At 74.0% G+C, this 18,179-nt stretch carries 18 protein-coding genes and 1 pseudogene; 10 read left to right on the top strand and 9 right to left on the bottom strand.

Annotated elements, in window-relative coordinates; genetic code table 11:
• The first annotated feature begins 83 nt into the window (after nucleotides 1-83).
• A complete protein-coding gene (locus tag ACZ7LV_RS20975; protein ID WP_471941197.1) occupies nucleotides 84-335 on the top strand; it encodes a hypothetical protein in 252 nt (83 codons plus the stop codon).
• Here ACZ7LV_RS20975 and ACZ7LV_RS20970 read toward each other — a convergent pair.
• Both ACZ7LV_RS20970 and ACZ7LV_RS20965 read right to left on the bottom strand, forming a co-directional pair.
• Nucleotides 311-937, bottom strand: coding sequence for an HAD family hydrolase (locus tag ACZ7LV_RS20970; RefSeq protein ID WP_471941196.1), 627 nt, complete (start codon nucleotides 935-937; stop codon nucleotides 311-313). The two genes, ACZ7LV_RS20975 and ACZ7LV_RS20970, sit on opposite strands and share 25 nt — an antisense overlap.
• A gap of 285 nt (nucleotides 938-1,222) precedes the next feature.
• On the bottom strand, nucleotides 1,223-2,227 hold the full coding sequence (locus tag ACZ7LV_RS20965; RefSeq protein ID WP_471941194.1) for a hypothetical protein: 1,005 nt from the start codon (nucleotides 2,225-2,227) through the stop codon (nucleotides 1,223-1,225).
• A 153-nt stretch (nucleotides 2,228-2,380) separates the two neighbouring features.
• Here ACZ7LV_RS20965 and ACZ7LV_RS20960 point away from each other — a divergent pair, with 153 nt between their 5' ends.
• The 3 genes from ACZ7LV_RS20960 to ACZ7LV_RS20950 all read left to right on the top strand — a co-directional run bounded on the left by ACZ7LV_RS20960 (nucleotide 2,381) and on the right by ACZ7LV_RS20950 (nucleotide 5,574).
• A complete protein-coding gene (locus ACZ7LV_RS20960) occupies nucleotides 2,381-4,945 on the top strand; it encodes a helicase C-terminal domain-containing protein (RefSeq protein WP_471941192.1) in 2,565 nt (854 codons plus the stop codon).
• A 198-nt stretch (nucleotides 4,946-5,143) separates the two neighbouring features.
• Nucleotides 5,144-5,272 (top strand): hypothetical protein, encoded by a 129-nt coding sequence (locus ACZ7LV_RS20955; protein WP_365451735.1) that lies wholly within the window; start codon nucleotides 5,144-5,146, stop codon nucleotides 5,270-5,272.
• 83 nt (nucleotides 5,273-5,355) lie between these two features.
• The gene (locus ACZ7LV_RS20950) at nucleotides 5,356-5,574 is read left to right on the top strand and encodes a hypothetical protein (protein ID WP_471941191.1); all 219 of its coding nucleotides are present in this window, start codon (nucleotides 5,356-5,358) and stop codon (nucleotides 5,572-5,574) included.
• Here ACZ7LV_RS20950 and istB read toward each other — a convergent pair.
• Nucleotides 5,552-6,763, bottom strand: coding sequence for an IS21-like element helper ATPase IstB (gene istB / locus ACZ7LV_RS20945; protein WP_471941189.1), 1,212 nt, complete (start codon nucleotides 6,761-6,763; stop codon nucleotides 5,552-5,554). The genes ACZ7LV_RS20950 and istB overlap by 23 nt on opposite strands.
• A 59-nt stretch (nucleotides 6,764-6,822) precedes the next feature.
• Between istB and ACZ7LV_RS20940 the strand changes: the two genes are divergently transcribed.
• The gene (locus ACZ7LV_RS20940) at nucleotides 6,823-8,466 is read left to right on the top strand and encodes a DNA repair helicase XPB (RefSeq protein WP_471941187.1); all 1,644 of its coding nucleotides are present in this window, start codon (nucleotides 6,823-6,825) and stop codon (nucleotides 8,464-8,466) included.
• A gap of 20 nt (nucleotides 8,467-8,486) precedes the next feature.
• On the opposite strand, the pseudogene ACZ7LV_RS20935 reads toward ACZ7LV_RS20940, so the two are convergent.
• Nucleotides 8,487-9,578: pseudogene (locus ACZ7LV_RS20935) on the bottom strand (glycosyltransferase 87 family protein); the annotation flags it as partial.
• A 17-nt stretch (nucleotides 9,579-9,595) separates the two neighbouring features.
• Nucleotides 9,596-9,781: a hypothetical protein gene (locus tag ACZ7LV_RS20930; protein ID WP_365451729.1), complete on the bottom strand. Its 186-nt coding sequence runs from the start codon at nucleotides 9,779-9,781 to the stop codon at nucleotides 9,596-9,598.
• 300 nt (nucleotides 9,782-10,081) lie between these two features.
• Here ACZ7LV_RS20930 and ACZ7LV_RS20925 point away from each other — a divergent pair, with 300 nt between their 5' ends.
• The gene (locus tag ACZ7LV_RS20925) at nucleotides 10,082-12,121 is read left to right on the top strand and encodes a HelD family protein (protein WP_471941186.1); all 2,040 of its coding nucleotides are present in this window, start codon (nucleotides 10,082-10,084) and stop codon (nucleotides 12,119-12,121) included.
• A gap of 13 nt (nucleotides 12,122-12,134) precedes the next feature.
• On the opposite strand, the gene ACZ7LV_RS20920 is transcribed toward ACZ7LV_RS20925, so the two are convergent.
• Both ACZ7LV_RS20920 and ACZ7LV_RS20915 read right to left on the bottom strand, forming a co-directional pair.
• On the bottom strand, nucleotides 12,135-12,827 hold the full coding sequence (locus ACZ7LV_RS20920) for a copper homeostasis protein CutC (protein ID WP_471941184.1): 693 nt from the start codon (nucleotides 12,825-12,827) through the stop codon (nucleotides 12,135-12,137).
• Between the two features lie 132 nt (nucleotides 12,828-12,959).
• The gene (locus tag ACZ7LV_RS20915) at nucleotides 12,960-13,637 is read right to left on the bottom strand and encodes a maleylpyruvate isomerase family mycothiol-dependent enzyme (RefSeq protein ID WP_471941183.1); all 678 of its coding nucleotides are present in this window, start codon (nucleotides 13,635-13,637) and stop codon (nucleotides 12,960-12,962) included.
• 36 nt (nucleotides 13,638-13,673) lie between these two features.
• On the opposite strand from ACZ7LV_RS20915, the gene ACZ7LV_RS20910 reads away from it, so the two are divergent.
• A complete protein-coding gene (locus tag ACZ7LV_RS20910) occupies nucleotides 13,674-14,318 on the top strand; it encodes an HD domain-containing protein (RefSeq protein WP_471941181.1) in 645 nt (214 codons plus the stop codon).
• Between the two features lie 28 nt (nucleotides 14,319-14,346).
• The gene (locus ACZ7LV_RS20905; protein WP_471941179.1) at nucleotides 14,347-15,438 is read left to right on the top strand and encodes a GNAT family N-acetyltransferase; all 1,092 of its coding nucleotides are present in this window, start codon (nucleotides 14,347-14,349) and stop codon (nucleotides 15,436-15,438) included.
• 45 nt (nucleotides 15,439-15,483) lie between these two features.
• Here the strand turns inward: ACZ7LV_RS20905 and ACZ7LV_RS20900 are convergent, their stop codons facing one another.
• Together ACZ7LV_RS20900 and ACZ7LV_RS20895 are read right to left on the bottom strand one after the other, a co-directional pair.
• Nucleotides 15,484-15,744: a DUF4031 domain-containing protein gene (locus ACZ7LV_RS20900; protein WP_471941178.1), complete on the bottom strand. Its 261-nt coding sequence runs from the start codon at nucleotides 15,742-15,744 to the stop codon at nucleotides 15,484-15,486.
• Nucleotides 15,741-16,124, bottom strand: a complete 384-nt coding sequence (locus ACZ7LV_RS20895; protein WP_401682320.1) for a hypothetical protein — start codon at nucleotides 16,122-16,124, stop codon at nucleotides 15,741-15,743. Before ACZ7LV_RS20895 ends, ACZ7LV_RS20900 begins: the two co-directional genes overlap by 4 nt.
• A 55-nt stretch (nucleotides 16,125-16,179) precedes the next feature.
• Here ACZ7LV_RS20895 and ACZ7LV_RS20890 point away from each other — a divergent pair, with 55 nt between their 5' ends.
• On the top strand, nucleotides 16,180-17,154 hold the full coding sequence (locus tag ACZ7LV_RS20890; protein WP_471941177.1) for a MurR/RpiR family transcriptional regulator: 975 nt from the start codon (nucleotides 16,180-16,182) through the stop codon (nucleotides 17,152-17,154).
• Nucleotides 17,155-17,242: 88 nt separating this feature from the next.
• Complete coding sequence (murQ, locus tag ACZ7LV_RS20885; protein ID WP_471941175.1) at nucleotides 17,243-18,178, top strand: N-acetylmuramic acid 6-phosphate etherase; 936 nt, start codon at nucleotides 17,243-17,245, stop codon at nucleotides 18,176-18,178.
• Nucleotide 18,179: the final 1 nt, after the last annotated feature.

The following is an 18,179-nucleotide window of genomic DNA, read 5'->3' as shown; positions in this document are numbered from 1 at the left end:
GCCGGTACCAAGGCTAATGGTCTTCAGGCCGGTGACAAGACGTCGCCCGGTTGTTCCTTCGCGCTGGGAACTACCCTGGTCCGGTGCGTGACAAAACCCAACCGAATTCCACCGGGCCCGGTGACCGACTGATCCGTGCCGGTGCCGTCGTCTTCCTCCTCGGAGCCGTGGCCACTCTGGTCACAGTGGCTCCGCTGTTCCTCGGTACGACGCCTTTTCCGACGTACATGTTCGGATTGAGCATGCTCATGGGGGTCGGCTTCCTGATCGCCGGAGCGGGGATGCTCCAGGCGATCGCGGCGGGCCGACGTCAGGCGCGCGGAGCGTCGAGATAGGCCGAAAGCCAGTCCGGGAACTCGCCGAGGCCGGTCAGCACGGCGTCGGCGCCCGCCAGCCGCAGTTCCTCGGGGTCGCACGGGCCGGTCGCCACCGTCACCGACAGCGCTCCGGCGGCGCGGGCGCCACGGACGTCGCCGGTGTGGTCGCCGACGTACACCGTCGCGCCGTGCTCGCGCAGCGCCGCCGCCTTCGCCTCCGCCCAGAGGTCGCCGACCACGGCGTCGGGCTCGATGCCGAGGTGGGCGAGGTGCAGCTTGGCGTTGGGCTCGAACTTGGCGGTGACCACGACCGTGCGGCCCCCGGCCGCCCGTACCGCCGCCATCGCGTCGTGCGCGCCGGGCATGGCCGGGGTGGCGGCGATGGCGATGTCCGGGTACATCGCCCGGTAGACGTCGGCGATCGCGGCGACCTCGTCCGCCGGGAACCAGTGCCGCAGCTCCTCCTCCAGCGGCGGGCCCAGCCGGGTGATCGCGAGATCGGCGTCGATGTACGTCCCCGTGCGCGCGGCCAGCGCCGTGTAGCAGGCGTGGATGCCGGGGCGGGAGTCGATGAGCGTCATGTCGAGGTCGAAGCCGACGGTGAACGGGCGCGAGGTCATGCCCCCCATTGTCCCGAGCCCCCACCCACCCGAATGACCGGGGTACGACCCCCTCCCGAGACACGCCCCCAGGGACGCCCCCCTAGGGGCGCGGGGAACTGCGCGACCAGCCACGACGGCGCCGCACTACACCAACGACCGCAACCCCCCACTCCCTCAGGGGCGCGGGGAACTGCGCGACAAGCCACGACGGCGCCGCACCACACCACACACCGCACCCCCCACCACCTCAGGGGCGCGGGGAACTGCGCGACAAGCCACGACGGCGCCGCACCGAAACCCGGCTCACCCCTTCCGCTGTGACCGCCACACCAGAAACAGCGCCGACGCCACCGCCGCCCCCCGCACCACCCACGGCCACGTCTCCGAGAGCGCCGCGTTCATCTGCCCCTCGGCGACCGGCGCACCCCAGCGCCCGTCGAGCCTGCCCCACAGCCACCCGAATCCGGCGACGACAGCCGCACCGGGCAGGACCATCACCGCCCACTTCATCTCCCACCTGGTCAGCCGCCGCGAGGCATACGCGATGAGCCAGCCGACGGCGAGCGGCAGCAGACTGCCGAGCACCGCACCGGCGACCAGCAGAGCGGCGGCGAGCAGCAGAAGCGGGTTGTTCCACTGCCCGGGCGACGGCAGGAACCGTCGCCGCGCCGCGGCCCCGCCGACGCCGGACTCCCCCTCGGCCGCCGGCGCGCTGTCCTCCACCGGCCCCGCCACGACGCCCTTCCCCTTCCCAGGCCCCGTCCCCTTCTCGGGCTCCTTCGCCGTCTCCCTCTCCGGCGGCCTCAGCAGCTCCGGGATCTCCACGCCCCCGGTGAACCCGGGCACACTGTCACCGATGCCGAAAGGGCTGCTGTCCACGCGCCACCAGTCGGGCTGGGCGGCGCTGTCGCCGAGTTCGTCCTCGCCCGCGCGATGCGGTGGGGCGGGAGCCGCGGTCGCCGGGGGCGGCTCCTCCCGTTCGGCGGGCCGGGGCCGCGGCACGACCCTGCGCAACCCCCTGGCCTTCGCCTCCGGCCCCGCCCCCGGCTCGGGCACCTCGGCGGCCCGGATCTCCACCGTGCCGTTCCCGGCCGCGTCGACGACGTCGTCCGGGCTGCCGAGGCGGGACAGGATGCGGCGGACGGCGGCGGGGCTGTCGACGACGGACCTGGCACGGCGTCGACCGATCTCGTCGCGTAGTTGGGAGACCAGGCGCATCCGGGTCGCGGAGGGAAGCTGCCGCTGCTGCGCCACGTCACCGACGCGGCTCAGATACTCGTAGACGACCTTGTCGCTCTCGATCCCCACGCTGTCCCCTCCGGGGCGGGTGTGCCGGTTTCCCCCGTAGCGCACGACGGTAGCGCAGGGCGGCACGCCCGAGGCCACGGGCGGCCGCCGCCGCACCTGCCGGGGCACCGGCGGTCGGCCCCGGCCGACCTCCGACCCGCTACCGTGGACCGGATGAGCACCGAGGAGAAGCCGGCGGCCCCGCGTTCCCTCGCGGAGGCGCTTCGCGCGCGGGACGACGACTCGCTGTCCGCGCTCCTGCGCGCCCGGCCCGATCTCATCACGCCCGTCCCCACCGACCTGACCCAGCTCGCGACCCGCGCCGGCACCCGCGCCTCGGTGGTCCGCGCCCTGGAACGCCTGGACCGCTTCGCCCTCCAGACCGCCGAGGCGCTGGCCGTCGCGGCCGACCCGGCGACCTACCCGGAACTGCTCGGGCTCATGGCCGGCGACGACGGCGACCCCCTCGTGACCGCCGCCCTGCCCCGCGGCCTGGCCATCCTGCGCGAACAGGCCCTGGTGTGGGGTCCCGACGACCGGCTGCGCCTGGTGCGCACGGCACGTGAACTGCTCGCCCCGACCCCGCAGCATCCGTCCCCGACCGGACTGGGCCCGACCGTCCAGGAGGCGACGGCGGGGATGTCGCCGGGCCGGATCCAGGACCTCGTCACGGCCGCCGGGCTGCCCTCCACGCACGACGCCGTCTCCGCGACGGCCGCGCTCGCCGGTCTGTTCACCGACCGCACCCGGATGTCCGCGCTGCTCGACGAGGCCCCGGCCGATTCGGTGGAGGTGCTGGAACGGCTCGTGTGGGGCCCGCCGTACGGCCAGGTCACCGCCGATCCGGCGCCCCGGCTGCGCTGGCTGCTGGACCGCGGGCTGCTGCTCCCGACGGCACCCGGCACGGTCGTGCTCCCCCGCGAGGTCGCCCTGCATCTGCGGGCCGGCCGGGCGCACCGGGTGCCGGAGCCGCTGGCCCCGCCCGTGGAGGCGGCGGCCACGCACCGTCCACAGGTTGTGGACGCCACGGCGGCCGGGCAGGCGTACACCACGCTGGCGACCGTCGAGGAGCTGCTGAAGGACTGGGACGAGGGCGGCCCCGCCGTACTGCGGGCGGGCGGCCTCAGCGTCCGTGACCTGAAGCGGACCGCCGTCGCGCTCGACGTGTCCGAACCGGTCGCGGCGTTCTGGGTCGAACTGGCCTACGCCGCGGGCCTGATCGCCTCGGACGGCGAGGCCGACGAGCGGTACGCGGCGACCCCCGCCTACGACGAGTGGCTGGAGCAGCCCGCCGGCACGCGCTGGGTCCGGCTGGCCGAGACCTGGCTGACGGGGACCCGGACGGCCGGGCTCGTGGGCGGCCGGGACACCAAGGACCGTGCGCTGGCCGCCCTGGGTCCGGGCCTCGACCGCTCGGCCGCCCAGGAGGTGCGGCACCGGGTGCTGGGCCTGCTGGCGGAGCTGCCGGAAGGAGCGGCCCCGACGGGCGAGTCGGTGCTGGCGCGACTGCGGTGGGAGCGTCCGCTGCGGCGCGACCAGCAGCGGGACCCGCAACGTGATCCGCAGCGGGACACCGGCCCCGACGCCGACCTGCGGGTGCGGCTCGCCCGGTGGGCGCTGTCCGAGGCCGAGTTGCTGGGCGTGACCGGACGAGGGGCGCTCTCCGCGCACGGGCGGGCGCTGCTCGGGGCGTACGCGCCGGTGCACACGCCCGCCGAGGAGCCCGAGGGCCCCGGCGACAAGCTGCCCGTGCACCACCGTCCCGCCCCGCGTCTGACGCCCCTCGCCCCGGCCGAGCAGTCCGTCGCCTCCGCGACGGCCGCCCGGCTGCTCGCCCCGCTGCTGCCCGAGCCGCTGGACCACGTGCTGCTCCAGGCGGATCTGACGGCGGTGGCGCCGGGCCCCCTGCAGCGGCACCTCGCCGACACGCTGGGCGTGCTCGCGGACGTGGAGTCCAAGGGCGGCGCGACCGTCTACCGCTTCACCCCCGCCTCGGTACGCCGCGCCCTGGACGCCGGCCGCGCCGCCTCCGACCTGCACGCCTTCCTCACCGAGCACTCCCGGACGCCGGTGCCGCAGCCTCTGGCGTACCTGATCGACGACGTGGCGCGCAGACACGGGCATCTGCGCGTGGGCGCCGCCTCCGCCTACGTGCGCTGCGACGACGACGCGATGCTGAGCGAGATCCTCGCCGACAAGCGGTCCGCCGGACTGCGGCTGCGCCGTCTCGCGCCGACCGTGCTGGCCGCGCAGGCCGACCCGGCGGCCCTGCTGGAGGGGCTGCGCGCGATGGGCTTCGCGCCCGCCGCCGAATCCGCCGAGGGCGACGTGCTGATCACGCGGGCGCACGCCCACCGCACCCCGCCGCGCACCCCGCCCGAGCCGGTCCCCGAGGGCCCGCCCGCGCCCGACGCGACGCTGCTCGCCGCCGCGATCCGCGCGATCCGGGCGGGCGACCTGGCCTCGACGACGCCGCGGAAGTCCCCGGAGCCCGCCGCCGGCCGCGGTCTGCCGCGCACCGGCTCCGCCGAGACCCTGGCCACCATGCAGGCCGCCGTGCTGACCGGTCAGACCCTGTGGATCGGGTACGTCAACGCCGAGGGCGCCGCCAGCCAGCGGGTGATCGCCCCGGTGCGGGTGGAGGGCGGGTTCGTGACGGCCTACGACCACACCGCGGACGAGGTCCGCACCTATCCCCTGCACCGGATCACGGGCGTGGCGGAACTGGCGGAGGACTAGGGCCTGTCCTAGGCCCTCACCCCTGCGGGGGTACGCCGCGATCCATGCACGCCACGCCGGACACTTCCCACCCATGAGGGAGCTTGGGGAACCTCCCGCATCGCCGTGCCGTGCGCCGGGCAGCCACCGGGAGTCCTGATCAAGCCCGGGCCGGCCCACGCAGGGGACCCGGGCGAGCACATCCGAAAGGAAACACCCATGCGAGCTGCCCGTCGTGTCGCCGCCGTGCTGACCACCACCGCCGTGATGCTCGGCGCCCTCACCACCCAGGCCGCTGCCATCGCGATCGACGTCGCCGGACTGGTGCTGGAGACGCCGCAGATCTGACGCGCCGCGCGTCCCTCGGGCCGGGTCCCGCGTCCCGGGCCCGGCCCGCCCCGCCAGATCTCCGGAAAGGCCTTGACCGCCCCATGCGTTCCAAGCTCCCCGCCCGCGCCCACTCCGCCATCGCCGTCTCCGCCGCCGCCGTGGTGACCGTGGCCGCCCTGGTCGCCGCGCTCGCGCCCGAGGCCTCGGCGGCGCCGCTGCCGCTGCCCGTCGCGCAGGCCGGCGAGCCGCTCGTCAACATCGACGGGCACGTGTTCGCCCAGCCGCTGGTCAACAACCTCACCCTGCCCATTCCGAGGTAGCCCGGCGCGTCCGGTAGCTGTCCCCGTCGAGGCGGACGATCTCGGCGTGGTGGGCCAGCCGGTCCACCATCGCCGGGGCGGCGGGGCCGGCGAACACCTCGTCCCACCGCGCCGGGGGGCGGTCGGCGGTCACGATCAGCGAACCCCGCTCGTAGCGGTGCGCGACCAGCCGGAAGAAGAGCTGCGAGGTGTCGGGGTCGAACGGCAGGTAGCCGACCTCGTCCACGATCAGCAGCGCGTAGGCGTCGAGGCGGCGCAGTTCGTCGGTGAGCCGGCCGTCGGCGTGCGCCCCCGTCAGCCGCGCCGCCCACTCGCCGGCGGTCGCGAACAGCACCCGGTGCCCCGCCTGGCAGGCGCGCACCCCGAGGCCCAGTGCGAGATGCGTCTTGCCCGTGCCGGGCGGCCCGGCGAAGACGACGTTGCGGCGGGCGGTGACGAAGTCCAGCTTGCCGAGCCGGGCCACGGCCTCGCGGTCGAAGGACCTCAGGTGCTCGGCGTCGAAGTCCTCGAGCAGCCGGCGGGCGGGGAACCCGGCGGCCCGCAGCCGTTCCTCGGCGCTCGGCGCCTGGTCGCGCTGGGCCGGGATGACGGCCTTCTCGGGCGGTCCGCCCCCGGTGCTCCGCTCCTGCGGTGGCTGGTGGGCGGAGTGGTGGGCGCGCTCGGCCTGCGCCGCCATCGGCCCCGACATGTACGCCAGGATCGCCGCCGAGGCGATGAACGCCATGTGGATCACCGTGCCCCACAGCAGGGAGTGCCGGGGGGTGTGGTGGACGTCCACGAACATCTGGAGCAGATGCACCGAGGAGATGCCCACGATGGCGGTGGCCAGCTTGACCTTCAGCACGTTGGAGTTCACGTGGGACAGCCATTCCGGCTGGTCGCGGTGGCCCTGGAGGCCGATGCGGGACACGAACGTCTCGTAGCCGCCGACGATCACCATGATCAGCAGATTGGCGATCATGACGACGTCGACGAGCTTGAGCACGGCGAGCATGACGTAGGTCTCTGTCGCCTGTCCGGTCACGCACCGGAGAATTAAGGCCCAGAGTTCGTTGAAGAATTTGTAGACGTACACCCCCTGCGCGGCCACGAGGCCGAAGTACAGCGGAGCCTGCAGCCAGCGTGTGGCGAACAGCGCGTAGCCGAGCGTGGTGGACGGCGGGGACGAGGCACTGGTGATGTCCTGCACGCCGTGCACAACGATCAGGCACACTGGACGTTTGGCCCGCGCGGAAGGAATGCACGTACGTGAACGGTCCACTCATCGTCCAGTCCGACAAGACCCTCCTGCTGGAGGTCGACCACGAGCGCGCCGACGACTGCCGTCGCGTGATCGCGCCGTTCGCCGAGCTGGAGCGCGCGCCGGAGCACATCCACACCTACCGCGTGACCCCGCTCGGCCTGTGGAACGCGCGTGCCGCGGGCCACGACGCCGAACAGGTCGTGGACGCGCTGGTGGAGTACAGCCGCTACCCGGTGCCGCACGCGTTGCTCGTGGACATCGCCGAGACGATGGACCGCTACGGACGCCTGACGCTGAGCAAGCACCCCGCGCACGGGCTGGTGCTCACCACCACCGACCGCCCGGTGCTGGAGGAGGTGCTGCGCTCGAAGCGGATCGCGCCGCTGGTGGGCACGCGCATCGACCCGGACACCGTGGCCGTGCACCCCTCCGAGCGCGGCCAGATCAAGCAGGTGCTGCTGAAGCTGGGCTGGCCCGCCGAGGACCTCGCCGGGTACGTCGACGGCGAGGCGCACCCCATCGAGCTGGACGAGGACGGCTGGGCGCTGCGGCCGTACCAGAAGCAGGCCGTCGAGAACTTCTGGCACGGCGGGTCCGGGGTCGTCGTCCTGCCCTGCGGTGCCGGCAAGACGCTGGTCGGCGCCGGGTCCATGGCGCAGGCGAAGTCCACCACGCTCATCCTCGTGACCAACACCGTCTCGGCCCGGCAGTGGAAGCACGAGCTGGTGAAGCGGACCTCGCTGACCGAGGAGGAGATCGGCGAGTACAGCGGGACGAAGAAGGAGATCCGGCCCGTCACCATCGCCACCTACCAGGTGCTGACGACCCGGCGGAAGGGTGTCTACCCGCACCTGGAGCTGTTCGACTCCCGTGACTGGGGGCTCATCGTCTACGACGAGGTGCATCTGCTGCCCGCACCCGTCTTCAAGTTCACGGCCGACCTCCAGGCGCGGCGGCGGCTGGGCCTGACCGCGACGCTGGTGCGGGAGGACGGCCGGGAGTCCGACGTGTTCTCGCTGATCGGGCCGAAGCGGTTCGACGCGCCGTGGAAGGAGATCGAGGCGCAGGGCTACATCGCGCCCGCGGACTGCGTGGAGGTCCGGGTCAACCTCACGGACTCCGAGCGGCTGGCGTACGCCACGGCGGAGCCCGAGGAGAAGTACCGCTTCTGCTCGACCACCCAGACCAAGCGCAAGGTGACGGAGGCGATCGTGCGCCGGTTCGCCGGGCAGCAGATCCTGGTCATCGGGCAGTACATCGACCAGCTCGACGAGTTGGGGGAGCATCTCGGCGCGCCGGTGATCAAGGGCGAGACGTCCAACGCCCAGCGCGAGAAGCTCTTCGACGCCTTCCGCGAGGGCGAGATCAGCGTGCTGGTCGTCTCCAAGGTCGCCAACTTCTCCATCGACCTGCCGGAGGCGACCGTCGCCATCCAGGTGTCCGGGACCTTCGGCTCGCGGCAGGAGGAGGCCCAGCGGCTGGGCCGGGTGCTGCGCCCGAAGGCCGACGGCCACCAGGCGCACTTCTACTCGGTCGTCGCCCGCGACACGATCGACCAGGACTTCGCGGCCCACCGCCAGCGGTTCCTGGCGGAGCAGGGGTACGCGTACCGGATCATGGACGCCGACGAACTGCTCGCCGGGAGCTGACGCCCCAGCAGCGTGCGCAGGGCGGCCGCGGTCAGCGCCGCCAGGCCCAGCAGCGGGTAGGGCGAGGCCAGCGGCTGCTGCCACCAGGGGAGCTGAAGGTCCAGGTCGCCGTGGTGCGGTACGAGCCACATGGTGCGCGCCGTGAACAGGAAGGCCACGGCGAGGGCCAGCCGGCTGCGGCCGTCGGCCAGCAGCACGGCGATGACGGGGACGCACCACACCCAGTGGTGGGACCAGCTGATCGGTGAGACCAGCAGCGCGGTGACGGCCGTCAGGAGCAGGGCGTGACGGTCGTCCGGCGTGCGGTGGACCAGCCACAGGGCGGCGACTGCGACCACCAGCGCGGGCGCCAGCCAGGCGGAACCCGGCGCCGGGTCGCCGAGGGCGCGGGCTAGCAGGCCCTGGAGCGACTGGTTGTCGATGATCCAGGGCTTGCCCACCCGGTGGGTCTCGTAGAGGCGGCGCAGCCAGAAGTCCGCGCTGGCGGCGGGGAGCACCAGCGCGCCGACGGCCACGGTCGCCGCGAGGGCGGCCGTCGCGGCGGCGGCCTCCCGGTATCTCCCGCGCAGCAGCAGGTACGCGAGGAAGACGGCCGGGGTCAGTTTGATGCCGGCGGCGATGCCCACGGCCACGCCCTTGCCGGGAGCGCCGGCCCGTCGGGTCAGGTCCCACAGGACCAGGCAGGCGAGGGCGAGGTTGATCTGGCCGTAGAGCAGGGTCTGGAACACCGGCTCCAGCCAGAGGGCGAGCGCGGTGAGCGCGCACAGGGCGGGAAGGCGCAGCGGGCGGCCGGCCAGCCGGGCGGAGAGGTGCACCAACCAGGCGGTGAGCAGCATGTTCGCCGCGAGGAAGGCGACCTTGAGAGCCGCTACGGGGATCCAGGCGGCGGGGGTGAACAGGAGTGCGGCGAAGGGCGGATAGGTGGCGGGGAGGCGCCACCGGGTGACGGTGAAGCCGTAGAGGTCATGGCCGTGCAGGACGGCCGCGCCCTCGGCCCGGTACACCAGGGCGTCGGCCATGGCCGGGCGGTGCACGACGCACAGGACGGCGAAGGCCGCCGCGGAGACGGCCAGGAGTGTCACGGGCGCTGCCGAGCGTGGTCGTCTCGTCACGTCGTGACACTAGACGCTCACTTGCGGCGGACGCCCGCCTCCTCGCCGTACTCGCCGAGGATGACCACATCGAACGCGGCGCCCGCGAACACCCGCACGGCACGCAGGGCTTCGCCGAGGCGATGCCGGTGACTGCCGGTGAGGGCCGTCGCGCCGGAGGGGCGGTGCGGGGCGGGGGCCGGGGTGAAAGTCGCTGCACTCATATGTCCATGGTGGATTTCGCACCCCGGAAGCGGCATCGGTCTCGGGACCGAACCTTCGCGGCCCCGGGGTAGCCCCTGAGAGGGAGCGGTGGAGCCGAGGGGGGAGGAGGCGCGAGGCCCCGTCCCCTAGGGGCCGTGCGGGTGCGAGGGCGCGGAGCCGGGCGGGAGAAATGCGTTGGCCCGTCCTCCGCCGCTCACCTAGAATCTCCGCTCTTGCCCGCCTCCCTCGGGGAGCGCCGCCACCCGGACGGAAACCGGGGGCACCCCGCATCGCATCCCTAGCTCTCCGGAGGCACCGCCGTGTCCACGCCCGCCGCCGATCCGCTCGCCCGTGAGCGCTCCCATCTGTCCGCGTCCCGTGCCGCGCTGCGGGCCATGCGGGAGGACGTCGAGTCGCTCGACATCGGCGACGTCACCGCGAACTGGGTCAACGCCCAGATCCTGGAACGCCAGATCGGCGAGCGCATCAAGGCCCTCGCCGACCTCAGCCACACCCCGCTGTTCTTCGGCCGACTGGACTATCTGCACGCTCCGGGCGCGGAGCGGGCCGAGGGCGCGGGTGGGGAACGCTTCTACGTCGGCCGCCGGCACGTGCACGACGCGGACGGCGACCCGATGGTGATCGACTGGCGCGCGCCGGTCTCGCAACCGTTCTACCGGGCGTCCAAGAAGGACCCGATGGACATCGGACTGCGCCGCCGGTTCGGTTACACCGGCGGGGAGTTGACGGCCTACGAGGACGAGCACCTGTCCGACCCGGCCGAGGCGGCGCGGGCCAGCAGGCTGCTCCAGCAGGAGATCGAGCGCCCGCGTGTCGGGCCGATGCGCGACATCGTCGCCACCATCCAGCCGGAGCAGGACGAGATCGTGCGCAGCGGGCTCGGCGGCACGGTCTGCGTGCAGGGCGGGCCCGGCACCGGGAAGACCGCGGTCGGCCTGCACCGCGTGGCCTACCTGCTCTACGCGCACCGCGACCGGCTGGCCCGCACCGGCACCCTGGTGATCGGCCCGAACCGCTCCTTCCTCCACTACATCGAGCAAGTACTCCCCGCGCTGGGCGAGTTGTCGGCCCGGCAGGCGACGGTCGACGACCTGGTGGCGCACGTGGAGGTGCGCGGCACGGACGACGCGGCGGCGGCGCTGGTCAAGGGGGACGCGCGGATGGCGGAGGTCGTCCGCCGGGCGCTGTACGCGCACGTGACGATGCCCACGGAGCCGGTCGTCGTGGTGCGCGGGTCCCGTCGGTGGCGGGTGCCGGCGTACGAGGTCGAGGAGATGGTGCGGGAGTTGCTGGACCGGGGCATCCGGTACGGCGCCGCACGCGAGGCGCTGCCGCAGCGGATCGCGCACGCCGTGCTGGTGCAGATGGAACGGTCGGGTGAGGCGCCGGACGACCGGGTGCAGGACGCGGTGGCCCGCAACAGCGCGGTGAAGGCGGCCGTCAAGGAGATCTGGCCGGCGGTGGATCCGGCGAAGCTGGTGCTGCGGCTGCTGACCGACGCGGACTTCCTGGCCGAGCACGCGCGGGGGGTGCTCGACGAGGGCGAGCGCAAGACGGTCCTGTGGGCGCGGGCGGTGCGGTCGGTGAAGGCGGCGAAGTGGTCGGCGGCGGACGCGGTGCTGATCGACGAGGCGAAGGACCTCATCGACCGGACCCCGTCCCTCGGCCATGTCGTCCTCGACGAGGCGCAGGACCTCTCCCCCATGCAGTACCGGGCGGTCGGCCGCCGCTGCACCACCGGCTCCGCGACCGTGCTCGGCGACCTGGCGCAGGGCACCACGCCGTGGGCGACGCGCAACTGGCAGGAGGCGCTGGCGCACCTGGGCAAGGACGACGCGGTGGTGGAGGAGCTGACGGCCGGTTTCCGGGTCCCGACGGACGTCATCGCGTACGCGTCCCGGCTGCTGCCGCACATCGCGCCCGGCCTGACGCCGGTGGCGTCGGTGCGGGAGAACCCCGGGACGTTCGAGGTGCGGCCGGTCGGGGGCGACGCGGACGTGGTGGCGGCCTGCGCGGAGGCGCTCCGGCACGAGGGGTCCATCGGCCTGATCGCCGCGGACGCGCGGATCCCGGCGCTCGCGCAGGCGCTCGCCGCGGCGGGGATCGACCACCTCGCCCCCGGCCAGGAGACGTCGTACGAGACCCGGCTGACCCTGGTCCCCGCCTCCCTGGCCAAGGGCCTGGAGTACGACTACGTCGTCCTCGACGAACCCCGGGCCGTGGTCGACGGCGAGCCGGACGAACGCACCGGCCTGCGCCGCCTGTACGTGGCCCTGACACGAGCCGTGTCGGGACTGACGGTGACACACACGGCACCTCTGCCACCGCAGCTCACCTGAGGCACGGCACGGGTCACCCGGCGTCGAGGACTCCCCGCCACTCGGCGACCGCCGCCGTCGAGACCGGGCTCTCCCAGCCGTGCGGCCGGGCCGCGCCGCCGATGTGGAAGGCGTCGGCCCCGGCGGCCACCAGTCGCGGCACGTGCTCCAGCCGCAGGCCGCCGCCGACCAGGATCTGCTGCTCGTACCCGGGCTCGCCGCGCCGCCCCGCCTCGGCGAGCAGCACGGGCAGCCCCTCGTCCACGCCGGCGGCCGCCCCCGCCGTCAGGTAGGTGTCCAGGCCGGGCAGGCCGTCCAGCGTCTTGCGCAGCGCGTCCCGGTCCGCCGCCCGGTCGATGGCGCGGTGGAACGTCCACCGGCATCCCTCCAGCACGCCGACCACCCCCTCCACGGCGTCCAGGTCCACCCCGCCGTGGGCGTCGAGGAACCCGAGCACGAACTCCTCGGCCCCGGCCTCCCGCATCCGTCCGGCCACCTCGACGAGCCGCGGCACCTCACCGGCCGCGAACCCGTCCGCCAGTCGCAGCATCACGCGCAGCGGAATGTCGACGGCGGCCCGGATCGCGACGAAGGTCTCGACGGACGGCGTGAGTCCGTCCGCCGCCATGTCGGTGACCAGTTCGAGGCGATCCGCGCCTCCGGCCTGGGCGGCGATCGCGTCCTCGGCGTCGAGGGCGATCACCTCCAGGACTGCACGCGTGCTCATGGCACCCCTTTCTTGGGCATTCCCCGAAGCGGCTACAGGTCTAGTCCAATATCAGGGTACGCCCGCGGGGATCGCGCCCGCGAGACGGCGTCGCGCCGACAACGGCCGGAAGCCGGCGCGCCGCCGCACCGCTCAGCCGAACAGGTTCAGCTCACCCACCTGCACCCCGGCCAGCTCGAACCCGGCCGCGTCCACCGACCGCCCCGAGTACAGCCGCACCAGCGTCGACGCGTCACCGATGAAGCGCCCCGGCGGCCGGTCCCCGCTCACCTCGCCGAGCCGCAGCGGCTCGTCCAGGTCGTCGAGGTCGGCGTGCAGCGCCACGTGCCCGCGCTCCCGCGTGATGCGCGCCAGCAGTTCGAGCGCGTACGGCAGCCCCTTCCCGGCGTACGCCTCCGGCTCCCCGAGCGCCGCGCGCACGTCTCCCGCGTGCACCCACTCCCCGAGTGCGAGCCCGTCCAGCGCGCCGCCCGCCTGCGCGACCACCGGCCCCGCCTCGGTCATCCCGCGCTCCAGCTCGTCGACGACCTGCGCGTCGGTCCAGCCGGCGCGCTCGGCGATGTCCCGGTCGTTCGACTCGGGCGAGAACACCCCCTCCTCGAACCGCCCCTCGACCGCGCGCACGAGCACCGACGAGCTGTGCGCCAGCACATCCCGCACCGTCCACCCCGGACACGCCTCCACGGGCCGCGCGAAGTCCCCCTCCGTCCGCCCTCGCAGCCACGGGATCAGCTGATCCCGCTCCACCACCAACAGCCTCCCCGGCAGCTCCGGGTCCCGTACCGCGCCGTGCATGTCAGCTGAAGTCATGCCCCCAAGCTAGGGCCTGGGGCCACAATTGACGGTATGCCCGAACCCAGCACGCTTCGCGTCCGCTTCCGTCGAGCGCTGGAGGCCGTCCGGGGCCCCGAGGGCGGTCCCGACCCGGTTCCGTACGCCGACAACCTGATCGCCCGCTGGCAGGAACCGCAGCGGCACTACCACACGCTGACCCACCTCACCGCGGTCCTCGACCACGTCGACGCGCTGGAGGAGTACGCCGACGATCCCGACCTCGTCCGACTCGCCGCCTGGTTCCACGACGCGGTCTACCTCCCGGACCGCTCCGAGAACGAGGAGCGCTCGGCCCGGCTCGCCGAACGCGCCCTTTCCGAGGCCGGCCTGGCCGAGGCGGCCACCGCCGAGGTCGCCCGCCTGGTCCGCCTCACCGCGGGGCACGCGGCGGCCGACGACGACCCCAACGGCCAGGTCCTGTGCGACGCCGATCTCGCGATCCTCGGCTCGCCCCCGTCGGTGTACGCCGCCTACACGGCCGCCGTCCGCGAGGAGTACGGCTTCGTCCCGTCGGACGCCTTCCGCGCGGGCCGCTCCGCCGTCCTGCGCGACCTGCTCGCCCTGCCCCGGCTGTACCGCACCCCGCACGGCGCGGAGCACTGGGAGGCGACGGCCCGTTACAACGTCGGCTCCGAGCTGGAAATCCTGTCGTCCTGAGGGTGTGTCCTCGCCTACTCTGCGCCGCATGGCAGACACGGGTGGGGACATGGTGCAGCGGGCCGTCGCGGACGCCGTCGCGGTGCTGCGGACGGCGACGGACCGCGACTGGCGCGCGGTCGACGCGGGCCGTACGACGTGGAGTTGCCGCAGGACGGCCGAGCACGTGGCGAGCTGTCTGCTGGCGTACGCGGGGCAACTGGCCGGACGCGCCCGGGACGCCTACGTGCCGTTCGAGATCACGCTCGACGGCGACGAGGACGGCCTCGACCCCGCCGACAACGAGGGCGTCCTGCACGTCATCGAGACGACGGGCGCGTTGCTCACGGCCGCGATCCGCACCACGCCCCGCGAGGTGCGCGCCTTCCACCCGTACCCCTTCCGCAGCGCGAACCGCGAGGGCTTCGCCGCGATGGGCGTCGCGGAGGTCCTGCTCCACACCCACGACATCGCCCAGGGACTCGGCCTCGCGCACGAACCGCCGGCCGGACTGTGCACGTACGTCCTCGGCACGATCTTCCCGCACGTCCAGCCCGCCGCCGACCCCTGGCGCACCCTCCTGTGGGCCACCGGCCGCGGCGACCTGCCGGGCCGCGCCCCGGTCACCGACTGGCGCTGGAGCAACAACCTCGTCGTCCCCGCCGACCGGCTCACCCTGGAGGGCGTCACCCCGCTCGCCGCCGCGGACCTCGCCGCGGGCGGTGACGGCGGGTTCGTGTGGGTCGAGGGCGGCCCCTTCGAGGGCACCCGCGAGGCGGCGGTGATGACGGCGAAGGCGTACGAGGCGGGCGTGCACCGCCCCGAGTTCGGGCTGTTCGTCCTGGTGCGCCACGAGGACGGCCGCGCGATCGGCGGCATGGGCTTCCACGGCGCTCCGGACGAGGACGCCCGCGCCGAGATCGGCTACGACCTCGCCGAGGGGGCCCGCGGCCACGGCTACGCCACGGAGGCCCTGCGCGCCCTGGCGGATGGGGCCCTGGCCCGGGAGGACGTACGGTCCCTGTTCGCCTTGGTGGAGTTGGACAACGTGCCGTCGCAACGGGTACTGGAGCGGGCCGGGTTCGTCCGGGTGAGCGAGGGCGAGGACGAGCTGTTCGCCTACGAGCTGCGGCGGAACTGAGCACGGCCGTACGGTCCGCCGGCCGTACGGTCCCCCCCGTACGCTCTACCGGCCCTTCGGCCTGCGCAGTCCGGACCCGTGCAGCAGGCGTACCACTTCCCGGCTGCTGACCTCCACCGCGCCGGCGGTGACCGCGTCGGCGTAACGGTGCGACGGGATGTCGTAGTGGTCCCGCTCGAAGGCGCGGCGGGGGACGCCCAGCGTCTCGGCGAACGCGTGCAGCTCGTCGTAGGACAGGTCGCTGACGAGGTGGGACCACATGCGTCCGTGGCCGGGCCAGGTCGGCGGGTCGATGTAGATCGTCACGAGGCGGCGGCCCCGCCCGGACCCGTCCCCAGGGAGCCGACCGCCGCGACCTTGACCCCGGCCTTGTGGCACACCCAGTGCGGGTCGGGTCCGAGCTCGGGTTCCACGTCCAGGGCGTGCGGGTCGCCGGAGCCGCAGACCGGGCACAGGGGCCAGCGCCCGTAGCGGTCGAGCAGGGCGTCCTGCACGTCCTGGGCGATCAGCCCGGCGACGTACTCCGCGCCGTCCGGCCACTGTTCCACCCACCAGCGCCGCTGTACGACGGACTCCTCGACCAGCGAGACGACGTCCGCCTCGGCGACCTGGCCCGCGACGAGGTCGGCCAGCACGAGGGCGCGGGCGGCGTGCAGCGCCTGCTCCAGGGGGCTGATGGGATCCATGCCCCCATTGTGCGCACTCTTGACCACAACGCCGAGCCGAAAATATCTTTCACCTGTGACCCGTGAAGTGAAGGAAACTTTCGGCAGCGGCGGCCGGGCCCGGCCCGGCGCTGCCTCCGGGCCCGGCGCGGCTTCCCGCACGAGTCCGCCCGCGCCCGCCGCCCTCGCCGCGAAGGTGCGCACCCTGGCCCCCTCCATGACCCGCTCCATGCAGCGCGTCGCCGAGGCCGTGGCGAGCGACCCGGCCGGCTGCGCGGCCCTCACGGTCACCGGCCTCGCCGAGCTCACCGGCACCAGCGAGGCGACCGTCGTACGCACCGCCCGCCTCCTCGGCTACCCCGGCTACCGGGATCTGCGCCTCGCCCTCGCCGGCCTGGCCGCCCAGCAGCAGTCCGGGCGCGCGCCCGCCATCACGACCGACATCGCCGTGGACGACCCTATCGCCGACGTCGTCGCCAAGCTCGCCTACGACGAACAGCAGACCCTGGCCGACACGGCGGCCGGGCTCGACACCGCGCAGCTCGGCGCGGCGGTCACCGCGCTCGCCGCCGCCCGGCGCACCGACGTGTACGGCATCGGCGCCTCCGGACTGGTCGCCCAGGACCTCACCCAGAAGCTGCTGCGCATAGGGCTCATAGCCCACGCCCACAGCGATCCGCACCTCGCCGTGACCAACGCCGTGCAACTGCGCGCCGGGGACGTCGCCATCGCCATCACCCACTCGGGCTCGACGACGGACGTCATCGAGCCGCTGCGGGTGGCCTTCGAGGGCGGGGCCACGACCGTGGCGATCACCGGCCGTCCGGACGGGGCCGTGACGCAGTACGCCGACCACGTCCTGACGACCTCCACCGCCCGCGAGAGCGAGCTGCGGCCGGCGGCGATGTCGTCCCGGACCAGTCAGCTGCTGGTCGTGGACTGCCTGTTCGTGGGGGTGGCGCAGCGCACGTACGAGCGGGCGGCACCGGCGCTGTCGGCGTCGTACGAGGCGCTGGCCCACCGGCACCGCAGCGGGCCCCGGCAGGCGTGACGCCGACCCCGCCGGGCCCGCGCTCCGCCGGCCCGTCCGGCCCTTACCGAGAAGTCGCCGACCAGACATCGAAAAGAGCCGCTTCCCCATGACCTCCACCTCCGGCCCCCGTGATGTGCAAGCGCAGTTGGAGACCCTGACCACCGAGGCGTTCCGGCCCGAGCTGGCCGAGATCGACCGGCTGCCCACCCTGGAGATCGCGCGGCTGATGAACGGCGAGGACACCCTGGTGCCCGCCGCCGTCGCCGAGCGGCTGCCCCGGATCGCGGCGGCGATCGACGACATCGCCGCCCGGATGGCCCGCGGCGGCCGGCTCGTCTACGCCGGCGCCGGCACCGCCGGCCGCCTCGGCGTGCTGGACGCCTCCGAGTGCCCGCCCACCTTCAACACCGACCCCACCAGGGTCGTGGGCCTGATCGCGGGCGGCCCCGAGGCCATGGTCACCTCCGTCGAGGGCGCCGAGGACTCGGGGGAGCTGGCACGGCAGGACCTGGACGCGCTGCGGCTGACCCCCGACGACACCGTGGTCGGGATCTCCGCCTCCGGCCGCACCCCGTACGCCGTGGCCGCCGTCGAGCACGCCCGGGCGCACGGCGCCCTGACCGTCGGCCTCTCCTGCAACGCGCACAGCGCCCTGGCCGCCGCCGCCGACCACGGCATCGAGATCGTCGTCGGCCCCGAACTGCTCACCGGCTCCACCCGGCTGAAGGCCGGCACGGCGCAGAAGTTGGTCCTGAACATGCTCTCGACGATCACGATGATCCGCCTGGGCAAGACGTACGGGAACCTCATGGTCGACGTGCGCGCCTCCAACGAGAAGCTGCGCGCCCGCTCCCGCCGTATCGTCGCCCTGGCCACGGGGGCGTCGGACGAGGAGATCGAGCAGGCCCTCGCCGCCACCGACGGCGAGGTCAAGGCGGCCATCCTGGCGATCGCCGGCGGGGTGGACGGCGGCACGGCGGCCCGTCTTCTGGAGGAGTCCGGCGGCCACCTGCGCGCGGCGCTCACGGCTGCGGCGCGCTGAC

The organism is Streptomyces sp. NPDC107562 (genome assembly GCF_055657325.1).
The sequence above is the reverse complement of the archived record's forward strand: the minus strand, read 5'-3'. Positions and strand labels throughout refer to the sequence as shown.

Excerpts from the sequence above, each read along its gene's own strand:
- ACZ7LV_RS20950 (WP_471941191.1), top strand. The coding sequence starts at position 5,356 with ATGCGTTCCAAGCTCCCCGCCCGCGCCCACTCCGCCATCGCCGTCTCC.
- murQ (WP_471941175.1), top strand. The coding sequence starts at position 17,243 with ATGACCTCCACCTCCGGCCCCCGTGATGTGCAAGCGCAGTTGGAGACC.
- ACZ7LV_RS20910 (WP_471941181.1), top strand. The coding sequence starts at position 13,674 with ATGCCCGAACCCAGCACGCTTCGCGTCCGCTTCCGTCGAGCGCTGGAG.
- ACZ7LV_RS20960 (WP_471941192.1), top strand. The coding sequence starts at position 2,381 with ATGAGCACCGAGGAGAAGCCGGCGGCCCCGCGTTCCCTCGCGGAGGCG.
- ACZ7LV_RS20905 (WP_471941179.1), top strand. The coding sequence starts at position 14,347 with ATGGCAGACACGGGTGGGGACATGGTGCAGCGGGCCGTCGCGGACGCC.
- ACZ7LV_RS20955 (WP_365451735.1), top strand. The coding sequence starts at position 5,144 with ATGCGAGCTGCCCGTCGTGTCGCCGCCGTGCTGACCACCACCGCCGTG.
- ACZ7LV_RS20970 (WP_471941196.1), bottom strand. The coding sequence starts at position 937 with ATGACCTCGCGCCCGTTCACCGTCGGCTTCGACCTCGACATGACGCTC.
- ACZ7LV_RS20915 (WP_471941183.1), bottom strand. The coding sequence starts at position 13,637 with ATGACTTCAGCTGACATGCACGGCGCGGTACGGGACCCGGAGCTGCCG.
- ACZ7LV_RS20895 (WP_401682320.1), bottom strand. The coding sequence starts at position 16,124 with ATGGATCCCATCAGCCCCCTGGAGCAGGCGCTGCACGCCGCCCGCGCC.
- ACZ7LV_RS20930 (WP_365451729.1), bottom strand. The coding sequence starts at position 9,781 with ATGAGTGCAGCGACTTTCACCCCGGCCCCCGCCCCGCACCGCCCCTCC.
- ACZ7LV_RS20920 (WP_471941184.1), bottom strand. The coding sequence starts at position 12,827 with ATGAGCACGCGTGCAGTCCTGGAGGTGATCGCCCTCGACGCCGAGGAC.